Source organism: Cupriavidus sp. GW822-FHT06G04, assembly GCF_058799075.1.
In genome coordinates this window covers 24,494-38,638 of sequence record NZ_JBXALD010000007.1, presented here as the reverse complement: position 1 = coordinate 38,638, position 14,145 = coordinate 24,494, and the positions used below count along the sequence as shown (strand labels likewise).

Sequence of the window (14,145 nt, the reverse complement as noted above, 5' to 3'; positions counted from 1 at the left end):
TCCTTCATCCATAAATGGCTGTTATTGAGCTACCGCCAGGCATGCCCGTCAATCGCAGCTAAGGAAACGCTGGGGGCATGGTGTACTAGCTGCGCCACAACGGCCATGGCAGGCTCCATTCTCTCGCCGCTTCAACGGCCACGACCCGAACAGCTCAAGAGCTTAGCACCGCCTTTTGCGGTTGCGTGCCTCACCACTCACGCTTACTCCCTTCCAGAACGCGCCAACTGCTAAGCTACATGAGGACGACTCGCCCACAGCGCAAAGCACCTGTGTTCGCGCTATTGGCTGTCCCGTGCGTTGTGGTGCTGACCGTCGATGACGAGTCGAACCTACTGTATGGACACTGCGCGCGGCAGCCTTTCATGCGTGCCAGCTACGTGCCCAAGGTTGGACGCGGATCGAAGCGTGCGCAGGGTTTTTCGTGAAAGTATAAAATCCAATCAACTTTATCAGAAGAAAATATATGATCGTAAGAAACTTTGAATACTTGCTTGCTTTGCACCGTGAAGGCCATTTTGGCAACGCGACCAAAAGCTGCAATGTTTCTCAGCCGACACTCTCCGCGGGCATTAAGCAATTGGAGGAAGACATGGGTGTCGAGATCGTGCGTCATGGCCGACGCTATGACGGCCTCACTTCTGAAGGGATGCGCGTACTGTCTTGGGCTCAGCAGATGTATGACGACTGCAAAGGGCTGGAGCGAGAACTCTCCGCACTACGGCGAGGTATAGAGGGGCAATTCCGGCTAGGGATACTCCCAGGAACTGCCGGTGTAGCGCCCACATTAAGCATCGCCCTTGCTGAAAAAACACCCTTACTTCAACAATCAGTTCTGGTTTCCGGCGCTTCTTCCCTGCTACAGGCGATTCGAGAAAACAATTTGGATATCGCACTCATGCATTTGGAGGATATCCCAGGGGAAGACTTCGATACTCACCTTCTGTACCGTGAACGCATTTTCCTTTTTCACGCCGCGAGAACACAGCAACCCCGAAGCACAACGTGGGACCATGTTCTCAATAGACAACTCTGCGTGCTGAACTCGGCAGTACCTGAACCCATTCAAGATAGGCTGATGCAATGTACCGCGCAGACTATTCGCACTGATTCAATTGACGTGCTATCGGCACACGTGGCGACAGGAAAATATTCGGCAGTTCTTCCGCAATCTCTCGCCGGCCAACTCGCGCACATTCCAAATCTCCACGCAATCGCAATCAATGGACCAATGTCGCACTCAAATGTCGGATTCGTTGCTGGGAAAAATGCGTTCGAGGCACCGTCATCGCGTGCATTGCTCGAAATGGTGCACACCCCCGAACTCGCCGCCACTCTTCAATCCGTTATATCGATCCATCGTCGGTTCCAGCCCAAAGCAGACTCATCTCAAAGCCCCCTGAAATAGCGAGTCTTGAAGAGCAACTCTGTATTGCTTCAACCAGGCGAAGATTGCAGGCATGCCGTGTGCGCCGCTAACAGGCGCCACGTGCTGAGCAACCCATCGAAGGCCACTAGGTCCAGGGGCAACTCGGGGGGCAGGAGTACCTGCTGCATGCGGCCTCCTCATGTCTCGCTGGGTCGAGCTGACTGTTCCTAGATCAAGCTAGGAGGCGCGATGTAGCGATGATCGTTGCCCTCTCCCGGCTAGGAGACGAGCACGGCTCGACGATCCCGCGTAGATAGATCGTGCCTATCTGCACATAGATTATTCCAGTTTGACCACTTCTGAGCTTGATCCGATGCTGTCAAGACCGCAGAAGGAGACGCGACCAACGGCTAGGCAATACCACGATCGTTCTTCTTGACAGCGGTAAATTTCGTTTCCCACTTCGATTTAGAAGATGGAAACATTAACGCACAGAGGTGACGAAATGACTCCGACCGGTAACCGAATCGTGACTTTCGAGAAGCCCTTGGAAATGAAGGTCAACACCTTCAAATTTCCAGAGCTGATAACCCCTCAAGGGAAAAGCGCACCCCATGGCGCTATCCTCAAAATAGTTACCACAAATATCTGTGGCAGCGACCTTCACATTTATCGCGGTTCGTTTGCTGTTCCCAAGGGAATGACCATGGGCCATGAAATGACCGGCGAAGTGATCGAAGTGGGATCAGACGTCGAAGTCGTGAAGAAGGGCGACATCGTTTCCGTTCCCTTCAATGTGGGGTGTGGGCGTTGCTACAACTGCAAGCATATGCGCTCCGATGTATGCGAGAACACCAACCCCGAAATCGACTGCGGAGCCTACGGGTTCAACCTCGGTGGCTGGACGGGGGGGCAAGGTGATTATCTCTTCGTACCGTATGCGGATTTCAATCTCCTTCGCTTCCCTGACAAGGATGCCGCCATGGAAAAAATCCGCGACCTGACCCTTCTCTCTGACGTATTACCCACAGCTTTCCATGGGTTCGCTGGCCCAGACTGGCCAGCCGCGCCGGCCTACGTCGTCGGCGAAAACATCCTGATCTTCGGTGCCGGGCCGGTCGGCAGAGCGGGTGCCGCCTGCGCCAGACTTCTGGGTGCAGGCGCCATCATCGTTGCCGATTACATTCAAGAGCGGCTGGACCTTCTCAAGCCACACGGCGTGGAAACCATCAACCTTTCCGACGGCGTGCCGATCGAGGAGCATCTCGAACGCATTACCGGGCACAGGGAGGTGGATCGCGTCATCGACTATGTTGGTGTGGACTGCCGCGGGTTTGGCGCGGAGGCTGACAAGATCGTGGAGAGCGCTGTTACCAACGCAATGCTCAAATATGTCCGCTTCGGCGGAATGACCAGTACGGTCGGTGTGTACTGCGCAAACCCGATCTCGAAAGACCCGAAAGCCAAGAAAGGCCATATGGATCTGGAATGGTCCAACGCCTGGATCAAGTCGCCGCGAATGTCGGCTGGTCAATCTCCGACGGCCAACTACAACCACGCGTTAATGCGGGCGATACTGAACGATCGCATGCCTTACCTTTCGCCGATGATGAACACTAAGTTCATCAAGCTCGAAGACGCGCCCGCCGCGTACAAAGAGTTCGACGCGGGTTCTGCATACAAGTACGTCATCGACCCGCATGGTTCAGTGCGGCATTAAGCATCCGGCGCGGGCTAAGCATCAGGATGTCTCACACTTTCTGGTGAGAGGCATTCTGGTCCCGCCAGTCTCCGGGCAGCAACTGGAGCCGGCGAATATTTTCGCCGGCATTTGCCGTCTGCCCCAGGGTACTTGCCTTGGCTCGGACCAGGAGCAGAGCCTCAGCAATCCGCAGGTGATGATCAACCGCAAGCGTGTTCAAGCGCTTGGTTCGCAATCGGCCAAGGGTCAGACGGGGACGATGCACGGCATCCATTGACGTGCGTGGCTGGAGATAGCCTTCGTCTGATCCTTATCACCCCACGGACTTGACAGGCTCGCCTGGTGTTGTGCCTGCCTCGGGCCATCGCACGGTCAACCCAGCCCTGGCTCATTCAGCCAGAAGTTTCCAATGATGTGGCCGAACTCGCCGCCGCCAGAATGGCAGTCACTTCTATAGGGAGATAGCACAGTGTTGGATAAGTCGGAACGGGAGGGTGGCCTATGGAGCTGCGCCATCTTCGCTGCTTCGTAGTTCTTGCTGAGGAGCTACATTTCACGCGGGCGGCTGAGCGCCTGCATATCGAACAACCACCGCTATCACGAGCCATCAAGGAACTTGAGGACGAGTTGGGCGTAGTGCTCTTCGACCGAAACCGACGAGGAACAGTTCTAACGGCGGCGGGCGCGGTCTTCTTGCAAGATGTTCGCCGTCTATTCACAGTGCTGGAACAGGCTCGTGAAAATGCCAAGGCTGTGGCATCGGGCTTGCGCGGTAGCCTGCGCATCGCTGTATCAGATGGGGCTATCGATCCACGGCTGTCGGCATTTCTGGCTCGTTGCCGCGCCGAGGAGCCGGAGATCGAAATACGCTTGTCAGAAGTGCCTCTGGCAGAGCAAGTGCGTGGCTTGCGTTCGGGCGACTTCATGATCGGGTTCGCGCACACGGGCGATGTCGGCGACGGTATCGCTGCCGAACCAATCTGGCACGACCCGCTGGTGATTGCGGTGCCAGCTCGTCACTCATTGCTCACCTACAAGGAGGTGCCACTTCAAGAACTTCAAGGCCATCCACTTGTCCTGTGCGACCCGCAGGTATGCGAGGGCTATTGCCGCGAACTCAAGCGGCTGCTCAACACGTTGGAGCACAAGCTGAATGTTGTCGAGGAAGTGTCCTCGCTGGACATGATGCTCACGTTGGTCGGCGCCGGCTACGGCATCGGCTTCATGACGGCGACCAAGATTCCCATCTCCCAACGGCCGGATGTGGTGATCCGCCCCTTGGCGATGGATTCTGCCGTGATCACCACCTACCTGCTTCGGCCCGACGGCGGCAATTTATCGGCTTCGGTGGAGCGATTTATCGTTCGCCTTCGCGACTCTTCGGACGGTTGACGGAGCCTGGCAGGCTAGACACTCAGGGATCAGTGTCGGCACGCAGATTGCGTTCGGTCGCCGTCATCAGGTCAGCCGCGCTTATTCCAAGTGCCGTAGAAATTTTCAGTATGAGCGGAAGCGTGGGCACGTGCTCACCACGCTCGATCTTACCCATGTGAGAACGCGAAATGCTTGCCCGAGATGCGAACTCGTCTTGCGCGACTCCTTGAGCGACGCGCGCAGCGCGCACGGCCTGTCCGAAGGCTAACGCCGACTCGGATTCATACGTCGATGTGCCAGAAGGACGGCCTGGCTGAATTGTTGATTTCTGCATTAGCAGAAGCGTCAAACAATCTGCCACAATTAACCACGTTAAAGATAACGACGTTAAACTTCACTCTTTCCTGCAACGCTGGTTTGCCTTTCTGGACAGATCGCTTATTGGGGGCCCTCATGCATGACGCCACCAGCCAGTTTTCCCATTTCAGGCTTGCTATCGCGCCCGGAGTGCCATCCTCTTGCCTCACAACGCTTCTTGCCCTACAGCGCGCGGAGGAACCAGAAGTCACCATCACGTTCTTTGAGACCTCAGCCGATGATCTGTTGACGGGCCTTGAGGAAGGCCGCTACGACGCTGGAATGACGCTTCGGAACGCTGGTGCTCCGGCCGTGAAAAGCCAACCGCTCTGGGTGGAGAACGTGGCTGTTGCAGTGCCGCTGGGGTCCCCCTTAGTTGCCCAGGCGAAGATCACGCTTGCCGAGCTTCTGGACTATCCGGTGTTTCGCTGGCCGGCGGAGGCTTGCCTACTGCTGGATCAGCGACTGTCCTTTCTTCCGTTGAGCCAGCAGAGCATTCAGCACGTGACTTCGTTCGAGATGATGGCGCTTTGGGTGACCGCTGGCTACGGAGTGGGGCTCTCCGCGCAATCGCGCATTGAGCGTGCCCATGCGTGGGGGATCACTATGCGACCGCTTTCAGACGGCCCCTACGAGATCGTGACATATCTGCAGCGGCCCCACGGACGAGCCAATGTTGTTTCTGAGCGGTTCGAGCACAGGGCAATGTTGGTTGCCAGGGACAGGGCGGCTTGCTCGAATACCCCATAGCCCGCTCTCGCCGAGGCTGCGTGCGGGTAATTGCAGCGGCACGCGCCTGTTAGCGCGCCAGTGATAGCGCTTCCATCTCTGGCAATATGATGAATTAACATGGTCTTTGGAGGCACGAATGGTTGGAAGTGGTTGGGATCGAGTACCAATTGACTCGCAAAGCATCGATGCGCCGCTGTCGCGCGCGGCGGTGTTTCTCACGTTGACAGTCGCCGAGGGCCACGAGGCCCTTCAGGCGGTCGCCGGCGTCTTGGACGGGCTGGACGACCTGATCAAAACGGTGGGCTTCCGCGATCTCAACGGCCGGCTGTCGTGCATCACTGCACTGGGATCGGCGCTATGGGACCGTTTCCAGACCGGGAAGCGCCCGAAGGAACTACGGCCCTTCGTGCCCATCGAGGGTGCCAAGCACACCGCGCCTGCCACGCCCGGCGACCTGTTCTTTCACATCCGTGCCGAACGCGAGGACCTCTGTTTTGAATTCGAGCGCCTGCTGCTGGACCAACTGGGCAGCAGCGTGACGGTGGCCGACGAGGTGGTCGGTTTTCGCTACTTCGACTCCCGCGACCTGCTTGGCTTTGTCGATGGCACGGCCAACCCGACCGGGCACGACATCGGCGCCTCGACGCTGGTCGGCAGTGAAGATCAGGCGTTCGCCGGCGGCAGCTACTTGGTGGTGCAGAAGTATCTGCACCAAATGCAGCCGTGGGCTCGGCTCGCCAAGGACGAGCAAGAGCGGATCATCGGCCGGGAGATCGTCAGCAATGTCGAATTGCCCGACGCGACGAGCGGCCAGAAATCGCACAAGACCCTCGCCACGATCGTGGACGACGACGGCACCGAGCACGACATCCTGCGCGACAACATGCCCTTCGGCCGCCCCGGCCAGGGCGAATATGGCACCTACTTCATCGGCTACTCCAGGCATCTGTGGGTGACGCAGAAGATGCTGGAGCGCATGTTCCTCGGCGATCCGCCAGGCATGCACGACCGCCTGCTCGATTTCTCGACGGCGCACACCGGCGCCGTGTTCTTCGCTCCCGCACCGCGCACGCTGAGCGAACTCGTGGAGGCGGTGCAAGCGTAATGCAGGGGCCGCAAGGCCCCTGCAAGGTTTGAGAGCCCTATGCTCCGTCTAGAACTACTGCGCTATCCACCAGCCGACGAACGCTTTGCCGCACATCCTCGGGGATGGGGTACGGGGCAATGGCCTCGGGCATATCCGCATAGTGCTGGTAGTCGCCCATGATGACCTGGATGATCGCCGGCACGTTGGTCGGCGTGACCGCATCAATGGCCGCGCGGTCCCCCAGGTCAGGGTGCGGCTGGGTCAGCATGCGGTACAGATCCCACGAATCCGCGTGCGGGCACTGGTTCATGAGCACCTGGGCCAGCTTGTGCTTGAGCGGCACCAGTTGCCAATCGGGAACACGCTGCCCCCGATTGCCCAAACTGATGGACAGCAACTTGCCCGCTTTCAGTTCGCGGTTGATCTGGTCCTTGGACTTTCCGGCCAGCTTGCCGAACAGCGGGACCGGCAAGCTGCTTGGAGACTCGTAGATGGTCAGCATTTCCTCGCGCTCGCGCTGGATCGCGGACACTTCCGGCTCTGGGGCATGCGTCGGAGGCGGCGGTACCTGAGACAGCCGCTGGAACGTGATGCCGCCGTTGCTCGGGGTTACGACAATAGGCGTGGCCACGACGGGCGGGACGCCGGGAGGAGTGGGCTCGGCCATCGCGAGGGTCGCATCCACCGCTTCCTCCACTTCTGCCATCGCCGGCACCCCGTCGATACGGATGGTCAGATGCGCGCTCGCGGCTTCCACTTCGCCCTGTTCGAGCAGGTCGAGCCGATCGGCCCAGTCCTGCATCATCCGACGGCGCGGCTCAACGTACTTGGCGTGGTTGTAGGACGAACTCACCTTGTTGGGGTCGGAATGGGAAAGCTGCGCGTCCACCCAAATCTTCGGGTAGCCAATCTCGTTGAGCGCCGTCGAGATAGTGCCGCGGATGCCGTGGCCGGTCAGGCGCCCCTCATAGCCCATGAGCTGCACGGCCTTGTTGAGGGTGTTCTCGCTGATGCGCTTCTTGAGTTCGCTGCGGTGTGACAGCAAGTACTTCTGCGCCGGCCGCATCACCCCCAGGAGATAGCGCACGATCTCGATGGCCTGCAGGGATAGCGGCACGATATAGGGGGGCACATCCTGCGGCCGCTTCCCTGCCTTGCGCATTTCATCCTGGAGCTGCTTGACGATCTGCGGTGGGATGATCCACAAGCCCCTGTCGAGGTCGAACTGTTCGGGTTCGGCCAATCGCAGTTCGCCGGTGCGCACCCCGGTCAGGAACAGCAGCCGGACGCCAAGCTGGGTCTGCCAGCCACGGGGGTTGTAGAGCCGGAGCTTCTGGAGGAACTCGGGCATCTCGGGCAGGTGCAGGTAGGGATTGTGGGCTACGGGGGGCTTGGGCTCTGCCACCACGTCCAGGTCGGCGGCCGGGTTGACTTCCAACCCCTCGGCAATGACCAGGGCATAGCGGAACAACTGGTTGAACCAGGTGCGGACCTTCTCGGCGGTGGTGAACGCCTTGCGTTTCTCGATCGCCGCCAAGACGCCCAGGAGTTGGGGGCGGCGAATGTCGTAGATCGACATTCTTCCCAGGGTGGGCAACACGTCCTTGTTGAAGATGCGCAGGATCTGCGACAGCGTGCTTTGACGGCCTTCCTTGAGTTCCTTGCGGCGATGCTCGACCCAGGCATCGAAGACGGTCTTGAAGGTGTATTCGCCCGCCAGCTTGGCCGCGTGCCGTTTCTGGTCGCGCTCGACCTGAGGATCGATCCCCCTGGCGAGCAGGGCCTGGGCCTTGTCTCGCTCGATCCGGGCCTCGCGCAGGCTGAGAGCAGGATAGCCGCCCAGGCACAGGCGCTTTTGCTTGCCCAGCCAGTAGTAGCGGAATTGCCATGACTTGCCGCCTGCGGCTGAGACCATCAGGCCCAGGCAGTCGTTGTCGGAGAGGGTGTAGCGTTTTCCGGTGGTCTTCGCCTGCCGGACGGTCAGATCAGAGAGCGCCATTTCGAGACTCCTAAGTAATGACTTAGGCCCTATGCTCGTCATGGTCCCCGCTCAGCCCCAGCAACTATCCGGTAGCCGACCCACCCGTATTCTTGTGCCTTATTTGGTCACTCAAAAACGGTAGCTGTGGGTGGATTTCCGTGGCACTCGCTGGAATGAAAAAAGGAGCCGAAGCTCCTTTTTTCAATGACCTACAGACCCCAGTAGAAGTCTGTGGATCAAAATTTGGAGCGGGAGACGAGTCTCGAACTCGCGACCTCAACCTTGGCAAGGTTGCGCTCTACCAACTGAGCTACTCCCGCGTACAACTTTTATTACCGTGGCAGTCTGACTGCCATTCCGCCGATCCAGCCGATACGCTGCCAGATCACCGGATGCTTGTGTCCTGGAGCGGGAGACGAGTCTCGAACTCGCGACCTCAACCTTGGCAAGGTTGCGCTCTACCAACTGAGCTACTCCCGCAGGGCCCTGCATCTTACCGAAAAGCAGACTATCGCGCAACTTCTTTTAACTACGCAGCTTTATGCTGGCAATTCACGCTAAGTGCTACTTATCTTGCTGCTTTCGATTTCGCCGTCAGCAGCGAGAACGAGATTATTGCAAAGGACGAACCGGCTCGTCAACAACTTTTTGCAGCAAGATTCATTTTTGTGCCCGCGCTTCGCCTAGCGCATCGCTGCGCTCGCGAATCTGCGGCCAGGCCAGCTTCATGTAATAGAACATCGACCACAGCGTGAGCACCGCCGCGAGATAGATCATCCAGCCGCCCAGCACCGAAGCGTCGATGCCGAAAAGCGTGTCGTTGAACAGCAGCAGCGGGATCGCAATCATCTGCACCGTGGTCTTGAGCTTGCCGAGGAAATTCACGGCGACGCTCTTGGACGCACCGATCTGAGCCATCCATTCGCGCAGCGCCGAAATCGTGATCTCGCGGCCGATAATGACCAGGGCGATCAGGTCGGCGACACGCCCCAGCGCCAGCAGCGACAACAGCGCCGCGGTGACCATCAGCTTGTCCGCCACGGGATCCAGAAACGCGCCGAACGACGAAGTCTGGTTCCAGCGGCGGGCCAGGAAGCCATCCAGCCAGTCGGTGACGGCCGCGATAATGAAGAACGATGCCGCCGTCACGTTCTTGGTATGCATTGGCAACCATGCCTCGGGCAGGTAATAGACTCCCACGACAAGCGGGATCATGGCCACACGAAGCCAGGTCAGCAGGATGGGAATGTTCAGTGGCATGGGCAGTACGATTTTGTGCCGAGAATCTGGCCGGTCCGCAGTGACGTCGCAAGACGAATGGCGCGATTGTCGCCGATTTCTGCTTGAACCCGTAATTTTCAGGGCGAAAGCCGCACGGAACATGCGGCGGGCGCATCAGTGCAGCTGGCGGTAGATCTCTTCCGCCAGCGTGCGCGAGATGCCTTCCACACTAGCCAGTTCGTCGATGCTGGCGGCCATCACGCCGCGCAGGCCGCCGAATCGCGTCAGCAGCTTCTGGCGTCGACGCGCGCCGATACCCTCGATCTCTTCCAGCCGGGACGTGTTGCGCGCTTTGGCCCGCTTCGCGCGCATGCCGGTGATGGCGAATCTGTGCGCTTCGTCGCGGATCTGCGCCACCAGCATCAACGCAGCGCTGCCCTGCCCCAGTTCCAGCGACGGGCGGCCATCGGCGAAGATCAGCGTTTCCAGCCCGACCTTGCGGCCCTCGCCCTTCGCCACCCCCACCAGCAATCCGATATCGAGACCAAGTTCCTCGAACACCTGTCGCGCCACCTCGACCTGCCCCTTGCCGCCGTCGATCAGCACCACGCGCGGCATGCGCGGCACGCCGTCGCCAGCCCCTTCTCCGTTGGGATCGCCGCCGTCCTCCTGGATCTGCTCCACCAGCTTCTGATAGCGACGCGTCAAGACCTGACGCATTGCCGCGTAGTCGTCGCCGGGTGTGATGTCGTTGATATTGAAGCGGCGGTATTCGCCGTTCTGCATCTCATGGTGATGGAATACGACGCACGACGCCTGCGTGGCCTCGCCAGCCGTGTGGCTGATATCGAAGCACTCGATGCGCAGCATCGCCAGGTCTTCCATGTCCAGACCGATGGTTTCGGCTAGCGCCCGGGTTCGAGCCTCCTGGCTGCCCTGCTCGGCCAGCCGGCGCGCGAGCGCCAGATTCGCGCCCTGGGTCGCCATTTCGAGCCACACCTTGCGCTGTCCCTGCGGCTGGCGAACCAGTGCCACCTTGCGCCCCGCCTGCATCGACAGCGCCTCGACCACGGCGCCATCGGCGGGCAGATGGCTGACGACGATGATTGGCGGCGCAGCCTGGTCAAGGTAGTGCTGAATCATGAAGGCGGACAGCACGCGCGCCGCGATACGGTCCACCGATAGCGCCACGCTCTCCACCGCGCTGCCCGCGTCGCCGCCGGACGGCTCCGCCGCAGGCACGGGATCCGCGTCCGCCAGCGATCCGGCCGCTTCGTCACCGGCGTCGTCGCTCTCCTCGACAATCATCGCGGCCTCGTCGGCATGCTCCGGAAAATAGGCCTTGTCGCCGAGATGCCGGCCGCCGCGAACCATGGCGAGGTTCACGCACGCGCGGCCGCCCTGAACTGCGACGGCGAGGATGTCGATATCGCGCGCCTGCCCCACTTCTTCTACGGCTTGCCGCTTCAGGACCGTCGACAGCGCGGCAATCTGATCGCGCACCGCAGCGGCTTGCTCGAACTGCAACTGCATCGCGTGGTTTTCCATCTTGCCCTGCAAACCTTCGAGCACTTCGCTCTCGCGGCCTTGCAGGAACCGCGCGGCGTTACCGACATCGCGCGCGTAATCTTCCTGACTGATCGCGTTGACGCACGGCGCCGTACAGCGATGGATCTGATGCAGCAGGCACGGGCGCGTACGATTGTTGAAGACCGTGTCCTCGCATGTCCGCAACTGGAACACCTTCTGCAGGATCTGCATGGACTCGCGCACGGCGTGTGCACTGGGGAATGGCCCGAAATACTGGTGCTTGCGATCGGTGGCGCCGCGGTAATACGCCATGCGCGGAAATTTGTGCCCTGTCAGTTTGAGAAACGGATAGGACTTGTCGTCGCGAAACAGGATGTTGTAGCGCGGCGCCAGCGCCTTGATGAGATTGTTCTCAAGCAGCAGCGCTTCGGCCTCGGTACGCACCACCGTCGTTTCGATGCTGGCGATCTTGCCCACCATCATCGCGATACGCGGCGACAACTGCGTCTTGTTGAAATAGCTCGACACCCGCTTCTTCAAGTCGCGCGCCTTGCCGACGTAGAGCACCTGACCCTGGGCGTCGATATACCGGTAGACCCCGGGCAACCCCGGCATGCGCGCGAGAATCGGCCGCGGATCGAACTCCGGCGCATCGGAAGGTTCCGTATCGGCGGCCGCCATATCGGCACGCTCCGGCAAATCGGCAGTCGCTGGCGGATGTGGGAGCGGCTCGGGCGAGGTTGGACCAGATACGGGATCGATCGGAGGGGCGGGTTCCTGCACGGGCATGGAGTCAACTGGACAAATGTGGCACGCCAGACATGGCAAAGCCTAGAATCGCAAGTTTAGAGCAATTCGTCCGTGAGACCTTTCTGAAAGCGGACCTTCCTCCACGCCATGCCAATCCGCTCCTGGGACATTTTCTGTACTGTCATCGACAACTTCGGCGATATCGGCGTTTGCTGGCGACTGGCGCGCCAGCTGGCGCAAGAGCACGGCCATGCGGTACGTCTGTGGGTCGACGATCTTGGTAGTTTTGCCCGGCTTGCGCCCGAGATCGACGTGACACGCCCGTCGCAACGGCTCGGCGGCGTCGAGGTGCACGCCTGGGATCCACAAGGGGGCGCCCCCTTTGACGCCCCGGTTCCGCATGACGTTGTGATCGAGGCATTTGCGTGCCATCTGCCCGAGCCGTTTCTCGCGGCGATGGCCGCCGCGCCACGCAAGCCGGTCTGGATCAATCTTGAATATATGAGCGCGGAAGACTGGGTCGCGGAGCATCACGGCATGAACTCGCCGCATCCGAGGCTGCCGCTGGTCAAATACTTCTTCTTCCCGGGATTCGCCCACGGCACGGGGGGTCTGCTCAGGGAGTCGATGATTGGCGCTTCCCGCGACGCGTTCCGTGATAGCGCGGCCGCGCACGCCACGCTGTGGCATCGCCTTGGCGTCCAACCGATGCGCGACTCACTGAAGGTGAGCTTGTTTGCCTATACCAATCCGGTCATGACAGCGCTGCTGGAGCAATGGCGCGATGGTTCGACGCGGATCGAATGCTTCGTGCCCCAGGGCCCGGCTGCCACGCAGATCGAGCAATGGCTTGGCGCGTCGCTCGCGCCCGGGTCGACGCATCACCGCGCGAACCTCGTCGTGCACGGCATTCCGTTTGTGCGCCAGGAACACTACGACGAGTTGCTGTGGGCGTGCGATGTCAATTTCGTGCGGGGCGAGGATTCCTGCGTGCGCGCCCACTGGGCCGCGCGGCCGATGATCTGGCAGATCTACCCACAGGATGACAACGCACATCACGTCAAGCTGGACGCGTGGCTGCAGCGTTTTGGCCGCGCCGGTGTTTCGCCCGAAGCATCCGCCGCACTGACGGCGTTTTCGCACGCCTGGAATGGCTACGGCGCGACGCCCGACTGGGCGTCGCTGCAGGCACAATTGCCAGCGCTGAACGCAGGAATGGACCGCTGGCAGCGGCAATTGCAGCACTTGGGCGACCTCGCGGCGAATCTCGTGGCCTTCAGCGAAAATCAGGTAAAATAGCCGGTTGATTTGATGGCGAGCCAAGTTTCATGGCCCAAGAACCTGCTGCCGGCAGCGCGCCTTCGCCATACCGATTCCCGGGCATACACAGATCCCGGATCTTTTTTTCAGGAAGACATTTCAGATGAAAATCGCACAGGAACTCCGCGTCGGCAACGTGTTCATGATCGGTTCCGACCCGATGGTGGTGCAAAAGGCCGAGTACAACAAGTCGGGCCGTAACGCAGCTGTCGTCAAGATGAAGTACAAGAACCTGCTGACGGACGCCCCGGGCGAATCCGTCTTCAAGGCCGACGACAAGTTCGAGGTGGTTGTGCTGGAGCGCCGCGAGTGCACCTATTCGTACTTCGCCGACCCGATGTACGTGTTCATGGACGCCGACTACAACCAGTACGAAGTCGAGAAGGACAGCATGGGCGACGCGCTGAACTACCTCGAAGACGGCATGGCTGTGGAAGTGGTGTTCTACAACGACAAGGCCATCTCGGTAGATATGCCGACCACGCTGGTGCGTGAAATCGTCTACACCGAGCCGGCCGTCAAGGGCGACACGTCGTCGGGCAAGGTCCTCAAGGGCGCCAAGATCAACACCGGTTTCGAACTGCAAGTACCGCTGTTCTGCAACATCGGCGACAAGATCGAAATCGACACGCGCACCGGCGAATACCGCAGCCGCGCCAACTAAGCTTTAGGGCGATCGCGATAACAAGGGCAGCTTCGGCTGCCCTTTGTTTTGCCCTTCA

Annotated in this window: 11 protein-coding genes and 2 tRNA genes; 7 read left to right on the top strand and 6 right to left on the bottom strand. The window is 60.0% G+C overall.

All coding sequences use genetic code 11. From position 1 onward, the window contains the following. Positions 1–466 precede the first annotated feature (466 nt). The 3 genes from AC1RKI_RS16725 to AC1RKI_RS16715 all read left to right on the top strand — a co-directional run bounded on the left by AC1RKI_RS16725 (position 467) and on the right by AC1RKI_RS16715 (position 4,463). Positions 467–1,408 carry a LysR family transcriptional regulator gene (locus AC1RKI_RS16725; protein WP_079456380.1) on the top strand — a complete coding sequence of 314 codons (942 nt, stop codon included), beginning with the start codon at positions 467–469 and terminating at the stop codon, positions 1,406–1,408. Positions 1,409–1,922: 514 nt separating this feature from the next. Next, positions 1,923–3,089 (top strand): glutathione-independent formaldehyde dehydrogenase, encoded by a 1,167-nt coding sequence (locus tag AC1RKI_RS16720; RefSeq protein WP_020924942.1) that lies wholly within the window; start codon positions 1,923–1,925, stop codon positions 3,087–3,089. Between the two features lie 483 nt (positions 3,090–3,572). Beyond that, positions 3,573–4,463 (top strand): LysR family transcriptional regulator, encoded by an 891-nt coding sequence (locus tag AC1RKI_RS16715; protein WP_023103878.1) that lies wholly within the window; start codon positions 3,573–3,575, stop codon positions 4,461–4,463. 22 nt (positions 4,464–4,485) lie between these two features. Here the strand turns inward: AC1RKI_RS16715 and AC1RKI_RS16710 are convergent, their stop codons facing one another. Beyond that, on the bottom strand, positions 4,486–4,779 hold the full coding sequence (locus AC1RKI_RS16710; RefSeq protein WP_009459591.1) for a helix-turn-helix domain-containing protein: 294 nt from the start codon (positions 4,777–4,779) through the stop codon (positions 4,486–4,488). On the opposite strand from AC1RKI_RS16710, the gene AC1RKI_RS16705 reads away from it, so the two are divergent. Both AC1RKI_RS16705 and AC1RKI_RS16700 read left to right on the top strand, forming a co-directional pair. Next, positions 4,737–5,552, top strand: coding sequence for a substrate-binding domain-containing protein (locus AC1RKI_RS16705; protein ID WP_017514781.1), 816 nt, complete (start codon positions 4,737–4,739; stop codon positions 5,550–5,552). The genes AC1RKI_RS16710 and AC1RKI_RS16705 overlap by 43 nt on opposite strands. A gap of 118 nt (positions 5,553–5,670) precedes the next feature. Beyond that, on the top strand, positions 5,671–6,639 hold the full coding sequence (locus AC1RKI_RS16700) for a Dyp-type peroxidase (protein WP_020924940.1): 969 nt from the start codon (positions 5,671–5,673) through the stop codon (positions 6,637–6,639). A 37-nt stretch (positions 6,640–6,676) separates the two neighbouring features. On the opposite strand, the gene AC1RKI_RS16695 is transcribed toward AC1RKI_RS16700, so the two are convergent. The 5 genes from AC1RKI_RS16695 to uvrC form a co-directional block, all read right to left on the bottom strand. After that, positions 6,677–8,620: a tyrosine-type recombinase/integrase gene (locus AC1RKI_RS16695; RefSeq protein ID WP_009876631.1), complete on the bottom strand. Its 1,944-nt coding sequence runs from the start codon at positions 8,618–8,620 to the stop codon at positions 6,677–6,679. A 226-nt stretch (positions 8,621–8,846) separates the two neighbouring features. Then, a tRNA-Gly gene (locus tag AC1RKI_RS16690) sits at positions 8,847–8,922 on the bottom strand. Positions 8,923–9,006: 84 nt separating this feature from the next. Further along, positions 9,007–9,082 (bottom strand) — tRNA-Gly (locus AC1RKI_RS16685). Positions 9,083–9,262: 180 nt separating this feature from the next. Continuing rightward, complete coding sequence (gene pgsA, locus AC1RKI_RS16680; RefSeq protein ID WP_061957912.1) at positions 9,263–9,862, bottom strand: CDP-diacylglycerol--glycerol-3-phosphate 3-phosphatidyltransferase; 600 nt, start codon at positions 9,860–9,862, stop codon at positions 9,263–9,265. A gap of 135 nt (positions 9,863–9,997) precedes the next feature. Further along, positions 9,998–12,142 (bottom strand): excinuclease ABC subunit UvrC, encoded by a 2,145-nt coding sequence (gene uvrC, locus AC1RKI_RS16675; protein WP_492794910.1) that lies wholly within the window; start codon positions 12,140–12,142, stop codon positions 9,998–10,000. 108 nt (positions 12,143–12,250) lie between these two features. Between uvrC and earP the strand changes: the two genes are divergently transcribed. Both earP and efp read left to right on the top strand, forming a co-directional pair. Continuing rightward, the gene (earP, locus tag AC1RKI_RS16670; RefSeq protein WP_492794908.1) at positions 12,251–13,402 is read left to right on the top strand and encodes an elongation factor P maturation arginine rhamnosyltransferase EarP; all 1,152 of its coding nucleotides are present in this window, start codon (positions 12,251–12,253) and stop codon (positions 13,400–13,402) included. Positions 13,403–13,526: 124 nt separating this feature from the next. Continuing rightward, complete coding sequence (efp, locus tag AC1RKI_RS16665; protein ID WP_061957909.1) at positions 13,527–14,087, top strand: elongation factor P; 561 nt, start codon at positions 13,527–13,529, stop codon at positions 14,085–14,087. Positions 14,088–14,145 lie beyond the last annotated feature (58 nt).

What these genes read in the sequence shown, in the direction of transcription:
- AC1RKI_RS16710 (WP_009459591.1), bottom strand. Translation starts at nt 4,779, where the DNA reads ATGCAGAAATCAACAATTCAGCCAGGCCGTCCTTCTGGCACATCGACG.
- AC1RKI_RS16695 (WP_009876631.1), bottom strand. Translation starts at nt 8,620, where the DNA reads ATGGCGCTCTCTGATCTGACCGTCCGGCAGGCGAAGACCACCGGAAAA.
- AC1RKI_RS16700 (WP_020924940.1), top strand. Translation starts at nt 5,671, where the DNA reads ATGGTTGGAAGTGGTTGGGATCGAGTACCAATTGACTCGCAAAGCATC.
- earP (WP_492794908.1), top strand. Translation starts at nt 12,251, where the DNA reads ATGCCAATCCGCTCCTGGGACATTTTCTGTACTGTCATCGACAACTTC.
- uvrC (WP_492794910.1), bottom strand. Translation starts at nt 12,142, where the DNA reads ATGCCCGTGCAGGAACCCGCCCCTCCGATCGATCCCGTATCTGGTCCA.
- efp (WP_061957909.1), top strand. Translation starts at nt 13,527, where the DNA reads ATGAAAATCGCACAGGAACTCCGCGTCGGCAACGTGTTCATGATCGGT.
- AC1RKI_RS16715 (WP_023103878.1), top strand. Translation starts at nt 3,573, where the DNA reads ATGGAGCTGCGCCATCTTCGCTGCTTCGTAGTTCTTGCTGAGGAGCTA.
- AC1RKI_RS16720 (WP_020924942.1), top strand. Translation starts at nt 1,923, where the DNA reads ATGAAGGTCAACACCTTCAAATTTCCAGAGCTGATAACCCCTCAAGGG.
- AC1RKI_RS16725 (WP_079456380.1), top strand. Translation starts at nt 467, where the DNA reads ATGATCGTAAGAAACTTTGAATACTTGCTTGCTTTGCACCGTGAAGGC.
- AC1RKI_RS16705 (WP_017514781.1), top strand. Translation starts at nt 4,737, where the DNA reads ATGTGCCAGAAGGACGGCCTGGCTGAATTGTTGATTTCTGCATTAGCA.
- pgsA (WP_061957912.1), bottom strand. Translation starts at nt 9,862, where the DNA reads ATGCCACTGAACATTCCCATCCTGCTGACCTGGCTTCGTGTGGCCATG.